General features: G+C 62.6%; 15 protein-coding genes. 6 read left to right on the top strand and 9 right to left on the bottom strand.

Translation table 11 applies throughout. The features are described from left to right. Positions 1-315 precede the first annotated feature (315 nt). Both cobA and ACZYGA_RS12665 read right to left on the bottom strand, forming a co-directional pair. Positions 316-1284 carry a uroporphyrinogen-III C-methyltransferase gene (gene cobA / locus ACZYGA_RS12670; RefSeq protein WP_240499644.1) on the bottom strand — a complete coding sequence of 323 codons (969 nt, stop codon included), beginning with the start codon at positions 1282-1284 and terminating at the stop codon, positions 316-318. Further along, positions 1253-4102 carry a nitrate reductase gene (locus ACZYGA_RS12665; RefSeq protein WP_404626396.1) on the bottom strand — a complete coding sequence of 950 codons (2850 nt, stop codon included), beginning with the start codon at positions 4100-4102 and terminating at the stop codon, positions 1253-1255. Before ACZYGA_RS12665 ends, cobA begins: the two co-directional genes overlap by 32 nt. A 790-nt stretch (positions 4103-4892) precedes the next feature. Here ACZYGA_RS12665 and ACZYGA_RS12660 point away from each other — a divergent pair. The 3 genes from ACZYGA_RS12660 to nirD are packed head-to-tail and all read left to right on the top strand — an operon-like array spanning position 4893 to position 9399. Continuing rightward, entirely contained in the window at positions 4893-6305 is a 1413-nt protein-coding gene (locus ACZYGA_RS12660) for an NAD(P)/FAD-dependent oxidoreductase (protein ID WP_404626394.1), read from the top strand. Further along, positions 6302-8956, top strand: coding sequence for a nitrite reductase large subunit NirB (gene nirB, locus ACZYGA_RS12655; protein ID WP_404626392.1), 2655 nt, complete (start codon positions 6302-6304; stop codon positions 8954-8956). Before ACZYGA_RS12660 ends, nirB begins: the two co-directional genes overlap by 4 nt. Next, positions 8953-9399 (top strand): nitrite reductase small subunit NirD, encoded by a 447-nt coding sequence (gene nirD, locus ACZYGA_RS12650; RefSeq protein ID WP_404626390.1) that lies wholly within the window; start codon positions 8953-8955, stop codon positions 9397-9399. The genes nirB and nirD overlap by 4 nt, the downstream gene beginning before the upstream one ends. A gap of 462 nt (positions 9400-9861) precedes the next feature. Here the strand turns inward: nirD and ACZYGA_RS12645 are convergent, their stop codons facing one another. The 6 genes from ACZYGA_RS12645 to ACZYGA_RS12620 form a co-directional block, all read right to left on the bottom strand. Then, positions 9862-10863: a branched-chain amino acid ABC transporter permease gene (locus ACZYGA_RS12645; protein ID WP_136939562.1), complete on the bottom strand. Its 1002-nt coding sequence runs from the start codon at positions 10861-10863 to the stop codon at positions 9862-9864. Between the two features lies 1 nt (position 10864). Further along, a complete protein-coding gene (locus tag ACZYGA_RS12640) occupies positions 10865-11752 on the bottom strand; it encodes a branched-chain amino acid ABC transporter permease (protein ID WP_077378138.1) in 888 nt (295 codons plus the stop codon). A gap of 106 nt (positions 11753-11858) precedes the next feature. After that, on the bottom strand, positions 11859-13040 hold the full coding sequence (locus ACZYGA_RS12635) for an ABC transporter substrate-binding protein (RefSeq protein ID WP_103751461.1): 1182 nt from the start codon (positions 13038-13040) through the stop codon (positions 11859-11861). 228 nt (positions 13041-13268) lie between these two features. Continuing rightward, positions 13269-14096, bottom strand: coding sequence for an ABC transporter ATP-binding protein (locus tag ACZYGA_RS12630; RefSeq protein ID WP_271303252.1), 828 nt, complete (start codon positions 14094-14096; stop codon positions 13269-13271). Then, positions 14093-14926 carry an ABC transporter ATP-binding protein gene (locus ACZYGA_RS12625; RefSeq protein WP_084207867.1) on the bottom strand — a complete coding sequence of 278 codons (834 nt, stop codon included), beginning with the start codon at positions 14924-14926 and terminating at the stop codon, positions 14093-14095. Before ACZYGA_RS12625 ends, ACZYGA_RS12630 begins: the two co-directional genes overlap by 4 nt. A gap of 479 nt (positions 14927-15405) precedes the next feature. Beyond that, complete coding sequence (locus ACZYGA_RS12620; protein ID WP_077378125.1) at positions 15406-16788, bottom strand: L-serine ammonia-lyase; 1383 nt, start codon at positions 16786-16788, stop codon at positions 15406-15408. 216 nt (positions 16789-17004) lie between these two features. Between ACZYGA_RS12620 and ACZYGA_RS12615 the strand changes: the two genes are divergently transcribed. The 3 genes from ACZYGA_RS12615 to ACZYGA_RS12605 all read left to right on the top strand — a co-directional run bounded on the left by ACZYGA_RS12615 (position 17005) and on the right by ACZYGA_RS12605 (position 19462). Then, positions 17005-17979: a LysR substrate-binding domain-containing protein gene (locus ACZYGA_RS12615; RefSeq protein ID WP_077378122.1), complete on the top strand. Its 975-nt coding sequence runs from the start codon at positions 17005-17007 to the stop codon at positions 17977-17979. Positions 17980-18126: 147 nt separating this feature from the next. Further along, positions 18127-18861: a hypothetical protein gene (locus ACZYGA_RS12610; protein WP_479399269.1), complete on the top strand. Its 735-nt coding sequence runs from the start codon at positions 18127-18129 to the stop codon at positions 18859-18861. 274 nt (positions 18862-19135) lie between these two features. Further along, positions 19136-19462: a S24/S26 family peptidase gene (locus ACZYGA_RS12605; protein ID WP_077378119.1), complete on the top strand. Its 327-nt coding sequence runs from the start codon at positions 19136-19138 to the stop codon at positions 19460-19462. A 162-nt stretch (positions 19463-19624) separates the two neighbouring features. Here ACZYGA_RS12605 and rpoD read toward each other — a convergent pair whose 3' ends face one another. Next, entirely contained in the window at positions 19625-21463 is a 1839-nt protein-coding gene (rpoD, locus tag ACZYGA_RS12600; protein WP_084207866.1) for an RNA polymerase sigma factor RpoD, read from the bottom strand. Between the last annotated feature and the right edge of the window lie 48 nt (positions 21464-21511).

Below are 21511 nucleotides of genomic sequence, written 5' to 3'. Positions count from 1 at the left end.
TCAGTGGTGAGGAGCGTTGCCCGATCACCTGTTCCGTAAGGAGTGCGGCGCATTCTAGCGAATCGCCCGGAATTGTCAATCGATGATTTGGAAGCGGACTTCAAAAACATCAAACAAAACAATCACCTGCAAACCTCTTTCACCGCTGGTAACGCCATGCGTCCCCGGCAGCGGATGCGTACTTTACGCATTCACCGGCCTGATTTCAAGGCCCTGTGGATAAAAGATTCATCCACATGCCCTCCAGGACGACTCCCCTTCTGACCCCGTGACAAAACTGGCCACCTTGCAGCCGCCTCGGCGCGGCTGATCTTGTCAGGCGACACGCGCTTCGCGCTCTGAGGAATGTGCCATGGCCGCAGCCATCACGAGGTCTCGCCCCGCTGCCATCTCGCATACGCTGCCCACGATGATCAGGCAGGGTGTCGGCAGCGGGCATTCTGCCAGACGAGCCACCATGTCACCCAGGGTGCCGTGCAAGGCCTGCTGCTCGGGGAGGCTCGCATTGGCCACCAGCATCATCGGCCAGTCTGACGGCAGACCATGGCGCTGCAGCTCATCACAGATGGTGTCGAGGCGATTCAGCCCCATATAGAAGAGCAACGTTTCATCCCGGCGTGCCAGCTGCTGCCATTCGGGCTGGTCATTCCGGTTGCACAGCTGGGCGGTCACGAATCGCAGCCGCTGAGCATGAGTCCTGTCGGTGAGCGGCATGCCCAGCGAAGCTGCCGCACCGGCGGCCGCGGTGATGCCGGGAACGACATGACGGGTGATGCCAGCCTCATCAAGTGCCGCCAGCTCTTCTCCCATGCGACCGAAGATACCGGGATCCCCGCCCTTGAGCCTGACCACACGCATACCCTCCTTGGCCAGACGCACCATCAGCGCGCCGATCTCGTCCTGGGGTACGCTGTGATTGCCGCAGGCCTTGCCGACGTAATAGCGCTCACAGTGCATCGGGAGCTGAGCCAGAATCTCGTCACCGACCAGGCGATCATAGACCACGGCATCCGCTGCATTGAGCATTCTCCAGGCCTTGAGCGTCATCAGATCCGGATCCCCCGGCCCGGCTCCGACCAACGCGACCTGCCCCGGAAGAAGCCCGTCCCAGGCAGGCGTGATGGCCCCGGCATCAGCCCGTGATGGTGCCTGTCCGCCAATGGCACGCCACTCGCGACGCGACAGCAAGCCTTCCGTCAGCCGTGCCATGGAGATGCCGAGGGTTGCTGAATTGATGCTCGACGCCATCAGGTCACGCCATTTCCAACGAATCAGTCCGCTCATCGGATCGCTCCTCTTCCACAAGACGTTTGAGTTCAGGCAGGCAGGAGCCACAGCGAGTGCCGCAGGCCAATCGCGCCCCCAATGCTTCCACGCAACGGTCACCCGACTGGATGGCCTGCCGAATCGTGAGTTCGCCGACCTGATGGCAGGCGCATACCATCGTCCCGACATCCGCCTGACCAGAGAGGCGTCCGGCGAGGAGACTGCGACGCTCAAGTGCAGAAAGCTGGTCAGAGGCGAAACATTCCCCCAGCCAGGCAATGTTGGGCTGTCGGTCGGAGCGTGCCGCGCCAGCGGTGACCCTCAACCACCAGATCAGCCGTCCCTCACGAAAACCTGCGGCACTGATGCCTCCCTGTGCCATATCCTGTGCCCAGAGCCCCGCCTGAACACTCAGATGCCTTTCACACCAGAGCGCCCAATCCGGCTGCCCTTCTCCTGCCAGCTGACAGCGCACCAATGTCGCCTGCGGGATGCGCGCCCAATAGCATCCCTCGAGCTCTGTCATCGCGCCTGCAAGATCTTCATGCCCACCCCATATGCCAGGGGCGATCAGCAAGGTGGCCTGCCATTCACAGGGCAATGGCATGACATCGACCGCGCCATGCTTGGATTCCGGCTGACCGGAGAAAGGATCGACCAGGCCGGCCAGCAACGCCCCGGCACGCCCGTGACTGGCGAAGTGATCATTCCAGTGCATGGGGATGAACACCTCACCCTGACGCTGGCCATGACTGATACGCACACGCGCACGATAGTCGCCACGCACGCTCCCCTGCTCATCACGCCCTGCAAGCTGCGCCAGAGCCCCGTCCTGCAGGCCGCGAGCCGCGGCATCCTGCGGGTGAAGCTCCACGAAGGGTTCGGCGCGATGATTCATCAGGCGCGCGCTGCGCGCAGTCCGTGTCATGGTGTGCCACTGATCACGAATGCGACCGGTATTGAGGCGCAGCGGTGTCGCATCACTCAGCGCCTGATGCGGCAATTGCGGGGTCACGGGCACCAGCCGTGCGCGACCATTGGGCGTATTGAAGGTGGCATCCTCGAACAACCGCAATGTGCCGATGAGCTCCCCCTTCTCACCACGCCGTACCGGCCATTGAATCGGTCTGAGCGCGTCATAGCCCTCGCGATCCAGCTCGGCCAGCGGCGCGATGTTGAACAGCCGCCTGATCGAGGAAGCCGCCAGAGGCTTGCTGCCCGCCTTGTGACGTGGCGCGACGTTGCGGAAGCCGGACAACCTGGCGTGCTCACGGAAGATCGCGTGGGGCCCCGAGTAGCCAAATGCCGCCTGGTACCCCATGCGCTTGCCGACCTCCGCCAGCTGCCACCAGTCGTGACGTGCCTCGCCCGGCGGTGCGAGCAACCCACGCTGACGCGAGATGCAGCGCTCGGAATTGGTGACGGTGCCATCCTTCTCGCTCCAGCTGCTGGCCGGCAACACCACATCGGCATACGCCAGGGTGTCGCTGTCCGCCATGCACTCGGAGACGATCACCAGCGGACAGGCCGCCAGCGCCGCACGTACGCGCGTACTGTCCGGCAGACTGACCGCCGGATTGGTCGCCATGATCCATAGCGCCTGTATCTCTCCACGCTCGATCGCCGCGAACAGTTCGACTGCCTTGTGCCCCGGCCCCTGAGGGATATTTGGGGCGTTCCAGAATTCACCGACCAGCTCCCGCGCGCCCGGCGTCTCGTAGTCCATGTGTGCCGCCAGCTGATTGGCCAGCCCACCGACTTCCCGGCCGCCCATCGCGTTGGGCTGTCCGGTGATCGAGAACGGTCCCGCCCCCGGCAGCCCGAGCTTGCCCCCGGCCAGATGGCAATTGATGATCGCATTGCCCTTGTCGGTACCGCTGGTCGATTGGTTCACGCCCTGGGAGAACAGCGTCACCACATGCAACTGGGTCGCGAACCAGTAATAGAAAGTCTCGAGACGCTCCACATCGACATCACAGTCACGCGCGATTGCCGCCAGCGAGCAGTCTTCCCGCCTTGCCGCCTTGAGCGCCGCATCGAAGCCCTGGGTGTGCGCTTTCAGATAGAGGCGATCCAGGCGTCCGCGATCTGCCATGTAGGCCAGCAGACCATTGAAGAGACGCGCATCACTGCCGGGACGCAGGCCAAGATAGAGATCGGCGATCTCGCAGCTGTCGGTCACCCGGGGGTCGATCACCACGATTCGCAGCAATGGATTGTCGATACGCGCCTGCTTGAGCCGCTGAAACAGCACCGGATGGTTCCAGGCCAGATTGCTGCCGACCAGCACGACCAGCTCGGCACGCTCGAGGTCCTCGTAACTGCAGGGCACGGCGTCCGCTCCGAAGGCACGCTTGTGAGCCACGACGGCCGAGGCCATGCACAGTCGCGAATTGGTATCCAGATGAGGGGTACCGATGAAGCCCTTGAACAGCTTGTTGGCGACGTAATAGTCCTCGGTCAGCAGCTGCCCCGAGAGATAGGCGGCGATGCTTTCTCCGCCATGCGTCCTGCTCAGATCAGCAAAGCGTGCGGCGATCAGGTCCAGTGCCGTCTCCCAGCTCACCTCTCGCAATACCCCGGCCTCATCACGCACCTGCGGCATCGTCAGACGCCCATCGGCCGACAGCGTCTCGGCAAGCGCGGAGCCCTTGACGCAGAGCCGGCCATGATTGGCCGGATGCGCGACATCACCACTCAACGACACGATGCGCACACTGTCCTGGTCCTGCTCAAGCTCGACCGCCACACCACATCCGACACCGCAATACGGGCAGGTGGTGGTGGCACGACATCTAGCAGGTTGCGGGGCGTCTGGGGGATTCCTGACTTGCATCGACATCACTCCCTGGTGCATTGAGCACAGAACGTTGACCACGAAAAAGGCGCCTGACGACCGAGCACGAAGCGTGCGGTCATCAGGCGCCTTTGCCTGTTGCTGATATCTGTTCACTGACTAGGTATCTGACCCGGTTCGGGTCATCGCGCGGACTGACTGATCAAGCCGCCATTGGCCGGATGTAATGCCCGACGTCATTGCTGACGCGAACATGGATCCCTCAGTCATGTCTGCACATGAATGCGGTAAAAGAGGCAGATACCAGACCAATCATTTCTCTTTCTCTTTGATAACAGCAACTTGCACCATTCATCCTCACCAGTCTGTCGACAGGAGCCGCAAGACCCTGCCGCTCACTCCGCCTTGTCGCACCAGCCCTGTGCATCCTTGAGACTTCCTGCACCATTCCCTCACGACAGGCGGCTCCCATGGCGCCTCAAGCCACTCGAAAACACCTGACCCTCGACATCGAAATACTCACAAACCAATGAAAGTTGGTGGTTTTTCCTCAGACGGCACCAAATTCGCTGTATTCCTGACAGGTTGGGTCAATGACGACCCCGAATCGCAGGTCTCGCCGCGCATCCATGCGGATGCACGGCAGCCAACGGTCCGCCAGACCTGCCGCAGTCCCGAGTGACAGCCGTATCGTCGCGCAGCACTGCAACTCGCTATCCAATGCTTAGCCCTCATCTTCCAGGCAAAGGCGCCTGCTTGACGTCGTGAACTTCACGGCGGCAAGCAGGCGCTTTTTTTTGCACTCGATATCCCATCGCAAGGAGGCAGCATGCATCCGTCATCTTCCACCGGCGACACGACCCCGCCCCTGATCATCATCGGTCATGGCATGGCGGCGCAGAAGCTGCTGGAGCAACTGGTCGCGCTGTCACCTGATCGCCAGCTCCCCTGGGCAGTCACGGTGATCGGTGAAGAGCCTCACCTGCCCTACAACCGCATTCAGCTCTCCCCACTATTGGCGGGCGAGACGCAAGCCGATGACCTGATCAGCCAGCAGGCCGACTGGTTCTCGCTGCATGGCATCACACGGATCAGCGGTGATCCCGCCTGTCAGATCGACCGCGCCGCCCGCTGTGTCGAGACCGTCAGCGGTCGCCGCATTCCCTATCAGCGTCTGGTGATCGCCACGGGGTCACGCCCGGCGCTGCCACTGCCGCTCCCCGCTCACCTGCCTCAGGCACTGGATGCCAATGACTGGCCACCGGGACTGATGGGCTTTCGTGACCTCAGGGATGTCGAGCAGATGCAGGCCGCCTGTCGCACCGGAGCCGGTCACGACGGCAATGCCCTGGTGATCGGCGGCGGCCTGCTGGGGCTCGAAGCCGCCGAGGGCCTGCGCAAGGGTGGCCTTGAGGTGACGCTACTACAGCGCAGCGAGCGCCTGATGAACCGTCAGCTGGATGACGTGGCCGCTGGCTTGCTGGAGCAGGAGCTGAGCGAGCGCGGCCTCGAGATCATCACCGACGCGCATCTTGAGCAATGGCTCGAGACGCCGGCGGGCCGCATCACTGGCGTGCGTCTCAAGGATGGCCGTGAACTGCACGCCGGACTGACCATCGCCGCCACTGGCATCCGCCCCGAGATCACGCTTGCGCGTGCTGCCGGCCTGGCCTGCCAGCGCGCTGTCCAGGTCGATGGCCACCTGCTCACGAGCGATCCGCACATTCACGCGCTGGGCGAATGCTGTGAGGTGGAGGGCGAGACCTTCGGTCTGATCGAGCCCATCTGGGCACAGATCGAGGTGCTCGCACGCCATCTTCTTGAGCAAGCGACCCCGCCCTATCGCAATGCCCCCCTGGCGACGCGTCTCAAGGTCAGCGGTATCGACCTCTACAGCTGCGGCGAGCTGATGCCACATCCCACTGACGAGGTGCTGGTCTATCAGGACCACGCCCTGGGTGACTACCGCCGCCTGCTGCTGCGCGATGAGCGTCTGGTCGGGGTGGTGCTCTACGGCGATGTCAGTGCCGGCAACGCGCTGTTCGAAGCCCTCAAGGCAGGCACACCACTGACAGCGATTCGTGACGACCTGCTGCTTATGCCCGCACAAGCGCTGGCACAACTGGACGAGACACCCTCTGGCCCACCGAATGACCCCGGCGGCAGAGCGACCCACCAGAACACTGCATCTCAACATCCTGATCGCGACACCACCCCTGACACCTTCGAGGAGGCCGCATGAAACACCTGATCATCATCGGCAATGGCATGGTAGGCCATCATTGCGTCGAGCAGCTGATCGCGCTGGGCGCCACCGCGCACTACCAGATTCATGTCTTCGGCGAAGAGCGCCACATCGCCTACGACCGCGTACATCTCTCGGAGTACTTCACCGGACGCGATGCCGATTCTCTCGCGCTCGGCAGCGTGGAGGATTACGCCAGCGCCGGTATCACGCTGCACCTCGACGAGTGCGTCACGGCGATCGATCGCGACGGCGGCCATGTCACCACTCCCCAAGGGCGCTATCCCTACGACAGCCTGGTGCTGGCCACCGGCTCCACGCCTTTCGTGCCGCCCATCCAGGGCCTTGGCGAGTCAGGCAGCGAGGCTGCCGCCAGCAATCGGCTGGTCTACCGCACCCTGGAAGACCTCGACCAGATACGCGCCGCTGCCGACGGCAAGACACGAGGCGTGGTGGTCGGTGGCGGCCTGCTGGGACTTGAGGCCGCCAACGCCCTCAAGTCACTCGGTCTGGAGGCGCATGTGGTCGAATTCGCGCCGCGCCTGATGCCGGTGCAGCTGGATGAGGATGGCGGCCTGGCACTCAAGCAACACATCACTGCGCTGGGCGTGGGAGTGCACCTCAATCGCGCCACCACCGACATCGTGCCCGGCGAGGAGTACCAGTGGCGGATGAATTTCTCCGACGGTGAGCATCTGGAAGCGGATCTGATCGTGTTTTCCGCCGGCATCCGTCCTCAGGATGCACTGGCACGCAGCGCCAGCCTCGAGATCGGCGAGCGCGGCGGCATCATCATCGATGACGAATGCCGCACCTCGGACCCGGAAATCTTCGCCATCGGCGAGTGCGCCCTGTGGCAATCGCGCATCTTCGGGCTGGTCGCGCCCGGCTATCAGATGGCACGCGGCGTGGCGTCCCTGCTGGCCGCCAGCACAGGCGATGCCACAAGCGATGCGCAGGAGCGCTTCCGCTTCCAGGGCGCCGACATGTCCACCAAGCTCAAGCTGCTGGGGGTGGATGTCGGCTCCATCGGTGACGCCCACGGCAAGAGCGAAGGCGCGATCAGCTATCGTTACTGCGATGAAGCCGAAGGTGTCTATCGACGCCTTGTCGTCTCGCAGGACCGCAAGCAGGTACTGGGCGCGGTGCTGATCGGTGACAACTCGCGCTATGACACCCTACTGCAGTACGTCACCAATGGCATCGCGGCGCCCAAGGACCCGGCGGCACTCATCCTGCCGAATGCCAGTGGCGAGTCCATCACCCTGGGCGCGGATGCCCTGCCTGACAGCGCCACCCTGTGCTCCTGCCACAACGTTTCCAAGGGGGATGTGTGCAGCGCCATCGACGCCGGCAACAGCGATCTGGGCGCCATCAAGGCCTGCACCAAGGCCAGTACCGGCTGCGGGGGCTGTGCGGCGCTGCTCAAGAAGGTGGTGGATGCCGAGCTGGAAAGTCGTGGCGTCGAGGTCGATCGCTCGCTGTGCGAGCACTTCGCGCATACCCGTCAGGAGCTCTACTCGCTGGTGCGCGTCGAAGGCATCCAGACCTTCGCCGAGCTGATGGCCAGCCACGGTCGCCATCCCGATGCCCTGGGCTGCGAGGTCTGCAAGCCCGCGGTGGGCTCGATTCTGGCCTCGTGCTGGAATGCGCCGATCACCGAGGCCTCGCACATTCCGCTGCAGGACACCAATGACACCTTCATGGCCAACATGCAGAAGAACGGCACCTACTCCGTGGTGCCACGCATTCCCGGCGGCGAGATCACGCCGGACAAGCTGATCGCCATCGGCGAGATCGGCAAGCGCTACAATCTCTATACCAAGATCACCGGCGGGCAACGCATCGACCTCTTCGGCGCCCAGCTGCATGAACTGCCGGATATCTGGGGTGAATTGATCGCCGCCGGCTTCGAGACCGGCCACGCCTACGGCAAGTCCACCCGTACGGTGAAATCCTGCATCGGCAGCACCTGGTGTCGCTATGGCGTGCAGGACAGCATGGCGATGGCGCTGACGCTGGAAGACCGCTACAAGGGCCTGCGTTCACCGCACAAGCTCAAGTTCGCCGTCTCCGGCTGTACCCGCGAATGCGCCGAGGCCCAGAGCAAGGATGTCGGCGTGATCGCCACCGAGAACGGCTGGAACCTCTACGTCTGCGGCAACGGCGGCATGCGCCCGCGTCACGCGGAGCTGTTCGCGACCGATCTGGATGACGAGACACTGATCCGCACCATCGACCGCTTCCTGATGTTCTACATTCGCACCGCCGATCGCCTGCAGCGCACCTCTGTCTGGCGCGAGGGCCTCGAAGGCGGGCTCGACTATCTGAAGGAGGTGATTCTCGAGGACAGTCTGGGGCTTGGCGAGACCCTCGAGGAGCAGATGCAACAGGTGGTGGACCGCTACGAGTGCGAATGGGCCAATGCCCTCAAGAGTCCCGAGAAGCTCAAGCGCTTCCGCCACTACGTGAATGACCAGCGACCCGACCCGGCCGTGGTCAACATCATCGAGCGTGACCAGATACGCCCGGCAAGCCGCGGCGAGCTGATCACCAGTGACGGCGGCTCTCTCGATGAGGGAACGGACTCAGGCATCAGCCTGGCAACAGAACTGACGGCCAACCTGGCCACGGAGGTGCGCTCATGACATCGCCTGCACTCGCTTCCACACCGCTCTCCACAGCGTGCCACACGGCACAGGACACGGCACCTGACACCTCAACCAAGGAGGAGTCGCCACTTCGCTGGGTGACACTCTGTCAGCGCGGGGACCTGGTGCCGGGCTCCGGGGTGGCCGCCTGGCTGGAACAGGCCGGCCAGAACTTCCAGATCGCGCTGTTCACGCTACCCTCCAGCGCGGACAGCAACGCCCTCACGCTGTTCGCCATCGACCATCATGATCCGGTATCCGGCGCCAACGTGATCGCCCGCGGTCTGCTGGGCGATCATGCCGGTGAGCCACTGGTGATCTCGCCGCTCTACAAGCAGCGCTATCGACTCAAAGATGGCCAATGCCTGGATGACGAGACGCTCTCGCTTCAGGTGTGGCCGGTTCGCCTCGAGGGGGATGCCGTGCAGATACAGTGCTAGCGGACAGGCCGATGCCTGAAAAGCACATAAGCTATTGATGACGTACGGATATGCTCGAAAAATGGCACATATTTGGTGCACAACCATGCTGCAACGCACCATGATCCGCCCGGCAATGCGCATGCCTCGACTCGCCTGACCGCTACCTGGCAGGCATCTGGCGAAGAGAAAACACTCAAGCTATTGTTTTTGAATGACTTGATAGAAAGCTGGCACCAGGTATGCAATCTATAAAGCGAGATGGCAAATGGCGGCTATCTCGCATGGCGTGCTCATTGCTGAGTCGAGGATCCGGGACCGGCGTATCCCCCTCGATATACAATGGCATTTAAGTCCACCCACTTGGGTGGACTTTTTTTATGCCTGAAGTCATCGGCAAGCCATTGATTTTCTTTGCTTAAGAGCAAAACGCGCCACCCGCACCTTCTTGCTGACCTCGCTTCTCATCCCCACCCTCGCCGCTCATTTTTCTTCCCGCTGCTGACGACGCGCGATCCAGCGTTGGCATTCCCCGATGATGCCGCTGCGGAAGCTGAGCACGCAGACCACGAAGATGGCGCCCAGTATCACGCTGACCCAATCCCCCAGCGCGGACTGCGCCAGCTGATGCTGAAGCCCGATGACCAGCCCGGAACCCACCAGCGGCCCGAGCAGCGTGCCGACACCGCCCAGCAGTGTCATCAGGATCACCTCCCCCGACATGTGCCAGCTGGCATCGCCCAGCGAGGCGAGCTGGAACACCAGCGTCTTGGTCGCTCCCGCAAGGCCCGCCAGCCCCGCCGACAGCACGAAGGCGACCAGCTTGTAGGCATCGGTGTGATAGCCCAGCGAGATGGCACGCGGCTCGTTCTCGCGAATCGCCTTCAGCACCTGACCGAAGGGGGAATGCACCACACGGCGGATCAGGGCAAAGGCCGCCACGAAGATCGCGAACACGACGTAATAGAGCGTGTGGTTGTCCGCCAGATCGAACACGCCGAACAGCTCACCGCGCGGCACGCCATGCAGGCCATCTTCCCCATGGGTGAACGGCGCCTGGATGAAGAAGAAGAACATCATCTGTGCCAGGGCCAGCGTGATCATCGCGAAGTAGATGCCCTGCCGCCGGATGGCCAGCGCGCCGAACAGCGTGCCGAGCACCACGGCCCCCAAGGTGCCGGCCACGATGCCCAGCGCGGGACTCAGGCCCGGATACTCCGCGAGCAGAAAGCCGGTGATGTAGGCACCCGTGGCCAGGAAGGCGGCATGCCCGAAGGACAGTAGCCCCACGAAGCCGAGCAGCAGATTGAAGGCGCTCGCGAACAGCGCGAAGCACAGAATCTTCATCAGAAAGACGGGATAGGCGACCCAGGGCGCCAGCAACCCGAGCAGGAACAGCACGAGATACAGCACGCCCAGCGGGGTGATTCTGCGCGGCGCGCTGCCTGCACGCGCGGCCTGGTGGTCCTGTTGCAGTACGGCCATGTCAGGCCTCCTTTCCGAACAGCCCGGCGGGGCGAAGCATCAAGACCATCACCATCACCACGAAGATCACGGTATTGGCGGCCTCGGGATAGAACACCTTGGTCAGCCCCTCGATCAGCCCCATCGCGAGCCCGGTGAGGATGGCACCGAGAATCGAGCCCATTCCACCGATGACCACCACCGCGAACACCACGATCAGCAGGCTCGAGCCCATGGTCGGCGAGACGGGATACAAGGGTGCGGCCAGCACGCCGGCGAAGGCGGCCAGCGCCACGCCCAGTCCGTAGGTCAGTGACACCATCAAGGGCACATTGATGCCGAAGGCCTGCACCAGCTCAGGATTCTCGGTTCCCGCGCGCAGATAGGCACCGAGACGCGTGCGCTCGATCAGGAACCAGACTCCGAAGCAGACCACCAGTGCCGCCACCAGCACCCAGGCGCGATAGGTGGGCAGGAACATGAAGCTCAGCTTGAAGCCGCCACTCAGCGCCTCGGGAATCGGGTAGCTCGACCCCGAGACACCGAACAGATTCACCAGCGTGCCCTCGAGGATCAGCGCCAGCCCGAAGGTCAGCAGCAGGCCATAGAGGTGATCAAGATGCTGGATGCGGCGCAGCAGGAAGCGCTCGACAACAATGCCCAGCGCACCCACCACCAGCGGCACCACGATCAGCGCCGTCCAGTAATTGAGCCCCAGATACTGCGCCCCCAGCAGCGCCGCGAAGGCCCCCAGCATGTACTGGGCACCATGCGCGAAGTTGATGATGCGCAACAGACCGAAGATCACCGCCAGCCCCAGACTCAGCAATGCATAGAAGGCACCATTGATCAGCCCCAGCATCAGCTGGCCGAACAGTACCATCAGGGGTATTCCAAGAATCATCGTCATCCGCTCAGTCCTTTTCAGCGCCCACTTGCGTCAGCCGTTCGGCGCTGCCGATCCCGTGATCAGCAGCGCCATGCAACGCGTTTCGCGGCTCGACTGACGTTCGCCTTCAGCCCTTGACCAGCTCGCACTGGCTGTCCGCCAGCGGTCGGTAGGCCTCAGCGCCGGGAATGGTGCGGATCACGTCATAGACGTCCCACTCGCCTTGGGACTCGGCGGGCGTCTTGACCTTGACCAGGTACATGTCGTGCACCATGCGCCCATCGGCACGGATGGTGCCGTTGTTGGCGAACATGTCATTGACCGGCGTCTCGCCCATCTTCGCCCGCACGGTGGCGGTGTCATCACTGCCGGTGGCTGCCACCGCATTCAGGTAATGCAGGGTGCTTGAGTAGATGCCGGCCTGGACCATGGTCGGCATGCGCGCATTGCGCTCGTGATAGCGCTGGGACCAGGCACGCGTCTCGTCATTGAGGTCCCAGTACCAGCCGGTGGTGAGCTGCAGCCCCTGCGCGACCTCAAGCCCCAGCGCGTGCACGTCGTTGAGGAAGATCAACAGCCCGGCCAGCGACTGCCCCGACTGCACCACGCCGAACTGACTCGCCGTGGTCAACGCATTGACGGTGTCCGCCCCGGCGTTGGCCAGCCCGACGATCTTGGCGCCGGAACCCTGCGCCTGCAGGATGTAGGAGGAGAAATCACTGGTCGGGAACGGATGACGCACCTTGCCGACGATGCTCCCGCCGTTCTCGGTCACCACCTTTTCCACATCCCCTTCCAGGGCATGACCGAAGGCATAATCCGCAGTCAGCAGGAACCAGCTGTCGCCGCCTTCATCGACGATGGCCTTGGCCGTGCCATGCGCCAGCGGATAAGTGTCATACACCCAGTGGACATGATTGGGCGTGCAATGCTCATTGGTGATGCTGGAGGCCGCCGAGCCGGAGACGATTCCCAGCGTGTCCTGTTCGGCGAGAATCCGCGTCACCGCGATGCTCACCGATGAGGCCACCAGGCCTGCGACCATGTCGACATTCTGCTGATCGATCCAGCCGCGCACCGTATTGGCACCGACATCGGCGCTGTTGCGGTCATCGGCACTCAATACCTCGATCGGCATGCCGTTGACGCTGCCGCCGAAGTCCTCGACCGCCATCTTGAGCGCATCCAGGCCGCCCGGGCCTGCCAGGTCACGATAGGTACCCGACATGTCGGCCAGATAGCCGATCTTGATCACGCCGTCACTGATATCGGCCTGCGCGATTCCCGCCGACAGCAGTGACCCCATCATGAGCGCGGACAGCGGCCACAGGCGCCGGCGTGTGGCCGCCGTGATGCGGCGTGACAACGGTGATGCGACAGGGGTGGCGTTGGATGAAACGGTGGCGTGCATGACATCTCCAGACCGGTTTACCCGGCAATATTGTGATTGTTGTGGTGAGACGTACGGACTTCAGATTGGCGAATGCAACGGCGGTGCATGGCGGCAAGCGCGGTGCAGCTCACCCCGACCGGGAGTTCAGACCCCCAGTACCTTGTGCAGATATTCGTGGCGTGCCGGCAGCTCAGCGGCGGTGATCTCCTCAAGAATGGTGCCGTGCTCCATCAGGTAATGGCGGTCGGCCAGCGGTGCGGCAAAGCGGAAATTCTGCTCGACCAGCACGATGGTCATGCCGCGCGCCTTCAGCAGCATCAGCACCTCACCCAGCTTCTGATTGATGACCGGCGCGAGACCCTCGGTGATCTCATCCAGCAACAGCAGGTCGGCCCCGGTTCTCAGGATGCGCGCCAGCGCCAGCATCTGCTGCTCGCCACCGGAGAGGCGCGTGCCCTGGCTGTTGCGCCGCTCATGCAGATTGGGAAACAGCGCGTAGAGCTCATCCAGCGACATGCCCTGATTCTGACCCTGACCCTGACCCTGACCCTGACCTTGACGCTGGCTCTGGCTCTGGCCATGCCCTGCGCCCTTGACCATCGGTGGCAACAGCAGGTTTTCCTCGACGCTCAGACTCGAGAAGATGCCACGCTCCTCGGGGCAGTAGCCCACACCGAGATGGGCGATGTGATGCGGGGCCAGCTTCATGGTGTCGCGACCCTTGAGAAAGATCCCGCCACTGCGCCGGCCGACCATGTTCATGATCGCGCGCAGCGTGCTGCTGCGGCCGGCACCATTGCGACCCAGCAAGGTCACCAGCTCGCCGCGCCGCACCGTCATGTTGACGCCATGCAGCACATGGGACTCGCCATACCAGGCGTTCAGCTCGCGCAGACAGAGCTGCTCTTGCGGCGTGGCGGAGTCACTCGCAGAGGCCTGACGCTTGGCCGGGCTTTCCAGAATCTGGGTCATGAAACTTCCTCGCGCTGATCCGCTGTGACATCGGTCACCTCGCTGCCCAGATACGCCTCGCGCACCTCGGGGTCGGCCGATACGCTGGCGTAGTCGCCTTCCGCCAGCACGCGTCCGCGCGCCAGCACACTGATGCGGTCACACAGACGACTGACCACGCTCAGGTTGTGCTCGACCATCAGCACCGTGCGCCCACGTGCCGCGACGCGAATCAGCTCGACCACGCGGTCTACATCCTCGGCGCCCATGCCCTGGGTCGGCTCATCCAGCAGCATCACCGTCGGCTCCAGTGCCAGCGTGGTGGCGAGCTCCAGCGCACGCTTGCGGCCATAGGGCAGACTGGCCGTCACTCGGTTGGCGTCCTCGCGCAGCCCCACCTCTTCCAGCAGATGCAGCGCCTGCTCATTGAGGCTGTCGAGGCTGCGCTCGGACTTCCAGAAGTGAAACGAGGTGCCCTGTGAGCGCTGCAGTGCCACCCGCACATTCTCGAGTACCGTCATCTGCGCGAAGACTGCGGATATCTGGAAGGAACGCACCAGCCCGAGACGCGCGATCTCATGCGAGCGCATGCGGGTGATCGACTTGCCACGATAGAGAATCTCGCCACGGGTCGCGGGCAGGAACCGGGTCAGCAGGTTGAAGACCGTGGTCTTGCCTGCGCCATTCGGTCCGATGAGCGCATGGATGTGGCCTTCCTGAATCTGCAGATCGACATCATCGACGGCGGTGAAACCACGAAAATCCTTGCTCAGGCCACGTGTCTCGAGAATGGGCGCCGTGGCAGAGACACCTCCACTGGCGCGCGGTCCCTGAATGGGAGGTGATGGCATGTCGGGTCTCCGTCCCTGTCCGGCAAGCCGGCAGTGTCTATGCGACAAGGCTGAGTGAAGAGGCGCTGGCGCCGCCCGACAGGGGCGTTGCACTCAGCGCAATTAACGTTAACGTAAACTAGAACACTGCCACTCACGCTGCCAGCCTCATCCCACGTCACTCGACCAATAGCCGATATATCAGTTTCTGCTTGATCATCGACAGGCGCGAAATATCGGGCATGGCGATGCCAGTGGCAGGTGATTGCCGCCAGGGCACGCGCAAGAGGACGATTCCTTGCCAGATATCAGGCGTCGGGTGGTGACGGTCGGTGAAAGAGACGCACAAAAAAAGACGCCACCCCGGTCACGGAAATCCGTGCCGAGAGGCGTCAATGAGGGTTGCCGAGCACATGATCTCTGGCCGGAGACCATGCGTTAGCCTCCGAAGATGGCAAGACTTCAGAAGAGAAAAGGGAGCGTCGGAACAGGGAGCCGCATCAGCACTCGATGGCGTTGACGGCGAGCCCGCCCTTGGAGGTTTCCTTGTACTTGTCCTGCATGTCGCGGCCGGTGTCGCGCATGGTGCGGATCGCCTTGTCCAGCGAGACGAAATGATCCCCATCGCCACACATCGCCATCTGGGCGGCGTTGATCGCCTTGACCGAGGCAATCGCATTGCGCTCGATGCAGGGAATCTGCACCAGGCCGCCGATCGGGTCACAGGTCAGCCCCAGGTTATGCTCGAGACCGATTTCCGCGGCGTTCTCAACCTGCTCCGGCGTCGCGCCCATCAGCTCGGCAAGGCCGGCCGCCGCCATCGCGCAGGCGGAGCCCACCTCGCCCTGACAGCCGACTTCCGCCCCGGAGATGGACGCGTTCTTCTTGCACAGGATGCCCACCGAGGCCGCCGTGAGCAGGAAATCGACCACATCCTCCTCGCGCGCATCCTCCTGGAATTTCATGTAATAGCTGAGCACCGCCGGAATGATGCCCGCCGCGCCATTGGTCGGCGCGGTGACCATGCGCCCACCAGCGGCATTCTCTTCATTGACCGCCAGCGCGAACAGGTTGACCCAATCCATCGCCGAGAAGGTCGAGGTGATGATCGACTTGCTGGATTCCACATCCAGAAGGCGCGCGTGCAGCCGCTTGGCACGCCGCTTGACGTTGAGCCCGCCGGGCAGAATGCCCTCATGGCTGAGGCCGTTGTCGATGCATTCATTCATCACCTCCCAGATGCGCCACAGACCGCGACGCACCTGAGCTTCGCTGCGCAACGAGCACTCATTGGCCATCATCAGCTCACTGATGCGCATCTTGTGCATGCGACACAGCGCCAGCAGCTCATTGGCGGTATTGAACTCATAGGGAAGGCGCAGGGTTTCGTCTTCCAGCAACGGATCACGCGCCGCTTCCACCTCATCGACCACGAAGCCGCCGCCTACCGAGTAGTAGACATTGCGGTACAGCTCCTCACGGTAGCCATGCGCCACCAGACGCATGGCATTCGGGTGATAGGGCAAGGGCTCGTCGTGCCATTGCATGTCGCGCACCCACACGAAGGGCACCGCGATGCGGTTGTCGAGCAGCAGCGTCTGGGATTCCAGCAGCTCCTCGACGCAGGGCTCGATGATGGTCGGGTCGATGGTCTCGGGCAGCTCGCCCATCAACCCGAGGATGGCAGCCTTGTCGGTGCCATGCCCGACACCGGTCGCGGACAGCGAGCCATGCAACTGCACCTCGATGCGCGCCACACGCTCGAGCAGATCCCTTGCGCGCAGCGTTTCCACGAATTGTGCGGCAGCGCGCATCGGGCCGACGGTATGCGAGCTGGACGGACCGACACCGACCTTGAAGAGATCAAATACGCTGATGGACATGACGACACCTCATCTCGAGTTCCCGCCGAGCCAGTGGCCGTGCGAGTGAATGACGCCATGATGAGGGAGGGGCACCACAGTCACAAACCATAAAAATTGCCCATGGCTTTAGTTTTACTAAACTATACGAGACAAAAACGGCGTAGACTGTGTCATAAGCGTCACCCCTGTTCAGTCAGCATCCATCTGTCGTTTCTTGCCAGCACGAGTTCCAGCATGCCCAAGCCCTCCGACTCGCCACTCGCCACGCCTCACCCCATCAGCCCACGCCATCTCAATGGCCAGACCCACGCCTGGCTTCAGGTATTCGCCTGTGCGGCGCGCCACGCTTCCTTCACGCGTGCCGCCGAGGAACTGCATGTCACCACCGGTGCAGTCAGCCAGCAGATCAAGCAGCTGGAGGAGCGGCTGGGCTTCAAGCTGTTTCTACGCCGTTCACGCGGGCTGGAACTGACGGGGGAAGGTGCGCGTCTGGCACGCGTGGTGGAGCAGTCCTACGGCGCAGTGGGGCTGGAGGTCAAGCGGCTGCGCAGCGGCCTGATGAGCGGCGTGCTGCGCTTGCGCTCGGTGCCGTCTTTCCTCTCGAAATGGCTGGCACCACGCCTGCCCCGCCTGCAGGCACGCTTCCCGGACATCGAGCTGCACGTACGTGCCGAGGACAGTGACTCACCCTTGCGCGAGGGGGATTTCGAGCTGGCGGTCGACCTCAACGATGGCCACTACCCCGGCATGCAGGTCACGGAGCTGATGGAAGAAGAGATCTTCCCCGTCTGCCACCCCGGCCTGATGCGCGGCCGCCCCCCACTGCGCAATGCTCAGGATCTCGCCTGGTACCCCCTCCTGCATGACGTCACTGCGTGGCGCGGCAGCCACGACCATGCCGAATGGGAATTCTACCTGGCGAGCATCGGCGCACCGGAGGTCAACGTTCAGCGTGGCTATACCTTCAATCGCAATCATCTCTCGATGGAAGCGGCCATCGCCGGCATGGGCGTCGCCATGGCAAGACGCACCCTGATCACCCATGAACTGAACAGCGGCATCCTGATTGCCCCGTTCGCGGAGCGCGTGCTGACCGGCAAGCGTTACGTCATCGTCCATCCCCACGGCACTCTGGACGATGGCCGTATCCAGGCCGTGCATGACTGGATCGTCGAAGAGGCCGAGCGCGACCGCCTGAGACAGGGATGAGTGATTGATGACGCGACATCGATGCTCAAATGGCACCTCACAGTTTTCTTAAGGCAATATTAACCCGCCACCTTTGCATCGTTATAATGAGCAGGCAAACGACACCCTCACCCTGACAGGCAGTCCATGGACTGTCCGGAGAGTCCCTTGTCTCGCCTGACCTCACAGACACGACACCACCATACCGTCCCGCTGCCCATCAACGCCGAACAGCCTCTTTATGGTCGCAAGCCGACCTCGCTGTTCATGCAGGCCTGCCTGCGCCTGGCCATCTATGCCCCCGTGGTGGCAGCGATGATGTCGCTGGTAATGCATGATGCCCATCACTTCGGCGATGTCGGCTTCAGCGAAGCCAGCTGGACGGAACACATGCAGAGCACCCTGCTGGCGCTGAGTGCCGCCACCATGTGGCTGGTACATTCACGCCTGCCGGATCTGCGCACCGTCAGCCTGCTGCTGTTCGGCCTGTTCGCAGCGTCATTGATCCGTGAACAGGACGCCATGCTCGATGGCATGCTCGGTGATGGCAGCTGGCAGATCCTGGTCAGCGTGGTCGCGATTCCGGTCATCATCGGCGTATGGCGCCATCGCACCCGCTTCGTGGCCGAGTTCGAACACTTCGGTCGCAGCTTCGCCTTCGGATTGTTTGGCGCCGGCTTCCTGGCCACCTATGTCTTCTCGCGCCTCTATGGTCGCTCGGAGTTCTGGGAAACCCTGATGGGCAGCGCCTACCTGCGCTCGGTCAAGAATGCTGCCGAGGAAGTCACCGAACTGTTCGGCTACACCTTGATGGCGATCGCCGTGGCCGAAATCGTGCTGCTGGCCATTCGCATGGGTCGCCAGCGCCGTGCCCGACTGCGCGAACTCGACGCCGCACTCTGACGCACATCGCTTGAGTCCCTCTCCAGCGCCGCTGGAACCCCGAGAATCCCGCACGTTCGTGATACCGAAGAAGCCGCTGCTCACCATGAGCCGCGGCTTTTTTTCGGCCCTTGCCCGGCACCATCCCTTCGTCCGGGGATGAGAATGCCTGGACATCAAATGAGAATGATTATATTTTACTAAGCAGTGGATACCCTACAACTATCACCACTGCTCAGGAAAGACACCGACAAGACCCCGACCGTGTCATGCCCTCACCTTCAAGGAGCCTCACATGCGCTGGTTCAACAGCTACCGCCTGCACGGTCATAGTCTTGCCCCCCGCCTCCCGCAGCACAGTCTGGTCATCAGCATGCGCTGGCCTGGACACTGGCCCTTGGCACCGGGTACCACCATCGTGGTGGAACACCCGACGCTGGGACGGCTGATCAAGCATGTAGATCGCATCGACCACCACGGCCGCCTCTGGCTGTACGGAGAGCACCCCGATGGCTTGAGCAGTGAGCAGATGGGCCCGGTGTCCCGCCAGTGCGTCAAGGGGCGCGTCATCTTCAGCGTGGCCGCGACCTCATCCTCGCATCAGCTGGGGCATGGAGCCTGACGGCACCACCACTCAGCGCATCGCAAGACGATCATGTCCGCCTGCTATCCACGCCATTCACTCGCGTCCAGAAACGACAACGCCCGCCTCCCATTCGCATGGGGGCGGGCGTTGTGCTGTCAGCGGGGCCAGCGGCTGAACCGTGGCCCCGAACGCTTCAGATCACTCTTCCATGAAGGAACGCAGTGACTCGGAGCGTGACGGGTGACGCAGCTTGCGCAGCGCTTTCGCTTCGATCTGACGGATACGCTCACGGGTGACATCGAACTGCTTGCCGACTTCCTCAAGGGTGTGGTCGGTGTTCATGTCGATACCGAAACGCATGCGCAGCACCTTGGCTTCACGTGCGGTCAGACCGGACAGGATGCCGCGGGTCGCTTCGATCAGACCTTCGCCGGTGGCGGAGTCGATCGGCGAGACCATGGTGCCGTCCTCGATGAAGTCACCCAGGTGCGAATCATCGTCGTCACCGATCGGCGTCTCCATGGAGATGGGCTCCTTGGCGATCTTGAGCACGCGACGCACCTTGTCTTCCGGCATCTCGAGGCGTTCACCCAGCTCTTCCGGCGTCGGCTCGCGACCCATTTCCTGCAGCATCTGACGCGAGACACGGTTCAACTTGTTGATGGTCTCGATCATGTGCACCGGAATACGGATGGTGCGCGCCTGATCCGCGATGGAGCGCGTGATCGCCTGACGGATCCACCAGGTGGCGTAGGTCGAGAACTTGTAACCACGACGGTACTCGAACTTGTCCACGGCCTTCATCAGGCCGATGTTGCCTTCCTGGATGAGATCCAGGAACTGCAGGCCACGATTGGTGTACTTCTTGGCGATGGAGATGACCAGACGCAGGTTGGCCTCGACCATTTCCTTCTTGGCACGCCGCGCCTTGGCTTCACCGATCGACAGGCGACGATTGACTTCCTTGAGCTCGCTGACCGGCAGCTGGACCATGTCCTGCTCGAAGGCGATCTTGCGCTGGGCACGCAGCACGTCGGCACGGAACGGCTCGAGCTTGTCGGCGTACTTCTTGCTGCCGCCGATGAAGCCGTCGAACCAGTCCATGTCGGACTCGTGGCCCGGGAATGCCTTGATGAAGCTCTTGCGAGGCACCTTGCCGCGCTTGACGAAGATCTGCAGGATGACCTTTTCCTGCTCGCGCACCTGCTCGACGGACACGCGAACCTGACCGACCAGGCGCTCGAAGTGCTTAGGCACCAGCTTGATCGGCGAGAACAGCTCGGCAAGACGCTCCTGCTCGGCCTTGGCCTCAGGAGAACCTGAACCGTACTTCTCGATGGCGGCCTTGGTCAGATCATTCTGCTCGCGAATCTGTTCGAAGCGCACGCGTGCAAGCTCAGGATCCGGACCACCCTCGGAAGCGGAGTCGTCCTCGTCGTCGTCCTCGCCTTCAGACTCCTCGCCTTCCTCGACTTCCTCAACTTCCTCGACCTCGACTTCAGCGACACCCGGTACGCCTTCATCCGGATCGATGAAACCGGAGAACAGGTCGGACAGACGTCCGCCGTCCTCGCCGAGCGTGCCATCGTAGGCTTCGAGAATGGAGTCGACCGCTCCCGGCAGGAAGGCCAGAGACGACATGACCTCACGCGTGCCTTCCTCGATCCGCTTGGCGATCTTGATCTCGCCTTCACGGGTCAGGAGTTCGACGGTACCCATTTCACGCATGTACATGCGGACCGGGTCGGTCGTGCGTCCCACATCGCTTTCCACCGCGGCGAGAGCAGCGACGGCTTCTTCGGCGGCGGACTCGTCAGTGGAGGAATCAGACATCATCAAGGTATCGGCATCAGGCGCTTCTTCAGCGACCTTGATGCCCATATCGTTGATCATGCTGATGATGTCTTCCACCTGTTCTGGATCAGCGATATCCTCGGGCAGGTGATCGTTGACCTCGGCATAGGTCAGGTAACCCTGTTCCTTGCCGCGCGCGATCAACTCCTTGAGACGCGACTGCTGCTGCGCATTACCAGCCATAGAACCCCTAATCTCGACGAAGAAGAATGAAGCACCTGGACGCGACGC

The sequence above is a fragment of the Cobetia sp. BL01 genome, from assembly GCF_056493605.1.
Note: the sequence above shows the minus strand (reverse complement) of the source record. Positions and strands in the feature narration are given on the sequence as shown.

Excerpts from the sequence above, each read along its gene's own strand:
- cobA (WP_240499644.1), bottom strand. The coding sequence starts at position 1,284 with ATGAGCGGACTGATTCGTTGGAAATGGCGTGACCTGATGGCGTCGAGC.
- ACZYGA_RS12665 (WP_404626396.1), bottom strand. The coding sequence starts at position 4,102 with ATGCAAGTCAGGAATCCCCCAGACGCCCCGCAACCTGCTAGATGTCGT.
- ACZYGA_RS12660 (WP_404626394.1), top strand. The coding sequence starts at position 4,893 with ATGCATCCGTCATCTTCCACCGGCGACACGACCCCGCCCCTGATCATC.
- nirB (WP_404626392.1), top strand. The coding sequence starts at position 6,302 with ATGAAACACCTGATCATCATCGGCAATGGCATGGTAGGCCATCATTGC.
- nirD (WP_404626390.1), top strand. The coding sequence starts at position 8,953 with ATGACATCGCCTGCACTCGCTTCCACACCGCTCTCCACAGCGTGCCAC.
- ACZYGA_RS12645 (WP_136939562.1), bottom strand. The coding sequence starts at position 10,863 with ATGGCCGTACTGCAACAGGACCACCAGGCCGCGCGTGCAGGCAGCGCG.
- ACZYGA_RS12640 (WP_077378138.1), bottom strand. The coding sequence starts at position 11,752 with ATGACGATGATTCTTGGAATACCCCTGATGGTACTGTTCGGCCAGCTG.
- ACZYGA_RS12635 (WP_103751461.1), bottom strand. The coding sequence starts at position 13,040 with ATGATGGGGTCACTGCTGTCGGCGGGAATCGCGCAGGCCGATATCAGT.
- ACZYGA_RS12630 (WP_271303252.1), bottom strand. The coding sequence starts at position 14,096 with ATGACCCAGATTCTGGAAAGCCCGGCCAAGCGTCAGGCCTCTGCGAGT.
- ACZYGA_RS12625 (WP_084207867.1), bottom strand. The coding sequence starts at position 14,926 with ATGCCATCACCTCCCATTCAGGGACCGCGCGCCAGTGGAGGTGTCTCT.
- ACZYGA_RS12620 (WP_077378125.1), bottom strand. The coding sequence starts at position 16,788 with ATGTCCATCAGCGTATTTGATCTCTTCAAGGTCGGTGTCGGTCCGTCC.
- ACZYGA_RS12615 (WP_077378122.1), top strand. The coding sequence starts at position 17,005 with ATGCCCAAGCCCTCCGACTCGCCACTCGCCACGCCTCACCCCATCAGC.
- ACZYGA_RS12605 (WP_077378119.1), top strand. The coding sequence starts at position 19,136 with ATGCGCTGGTTCAACAGCTACCGCCTGCACGGTCATAGTCTTGCCCCC.
- rpoD (WP_084207866.1), bottom strand. The coding sequence starts at position 21,463 with ATGGCTGGTAATGCGCAGCAGCAGTCGCGTCTCAAGGAGTTGATCGCG.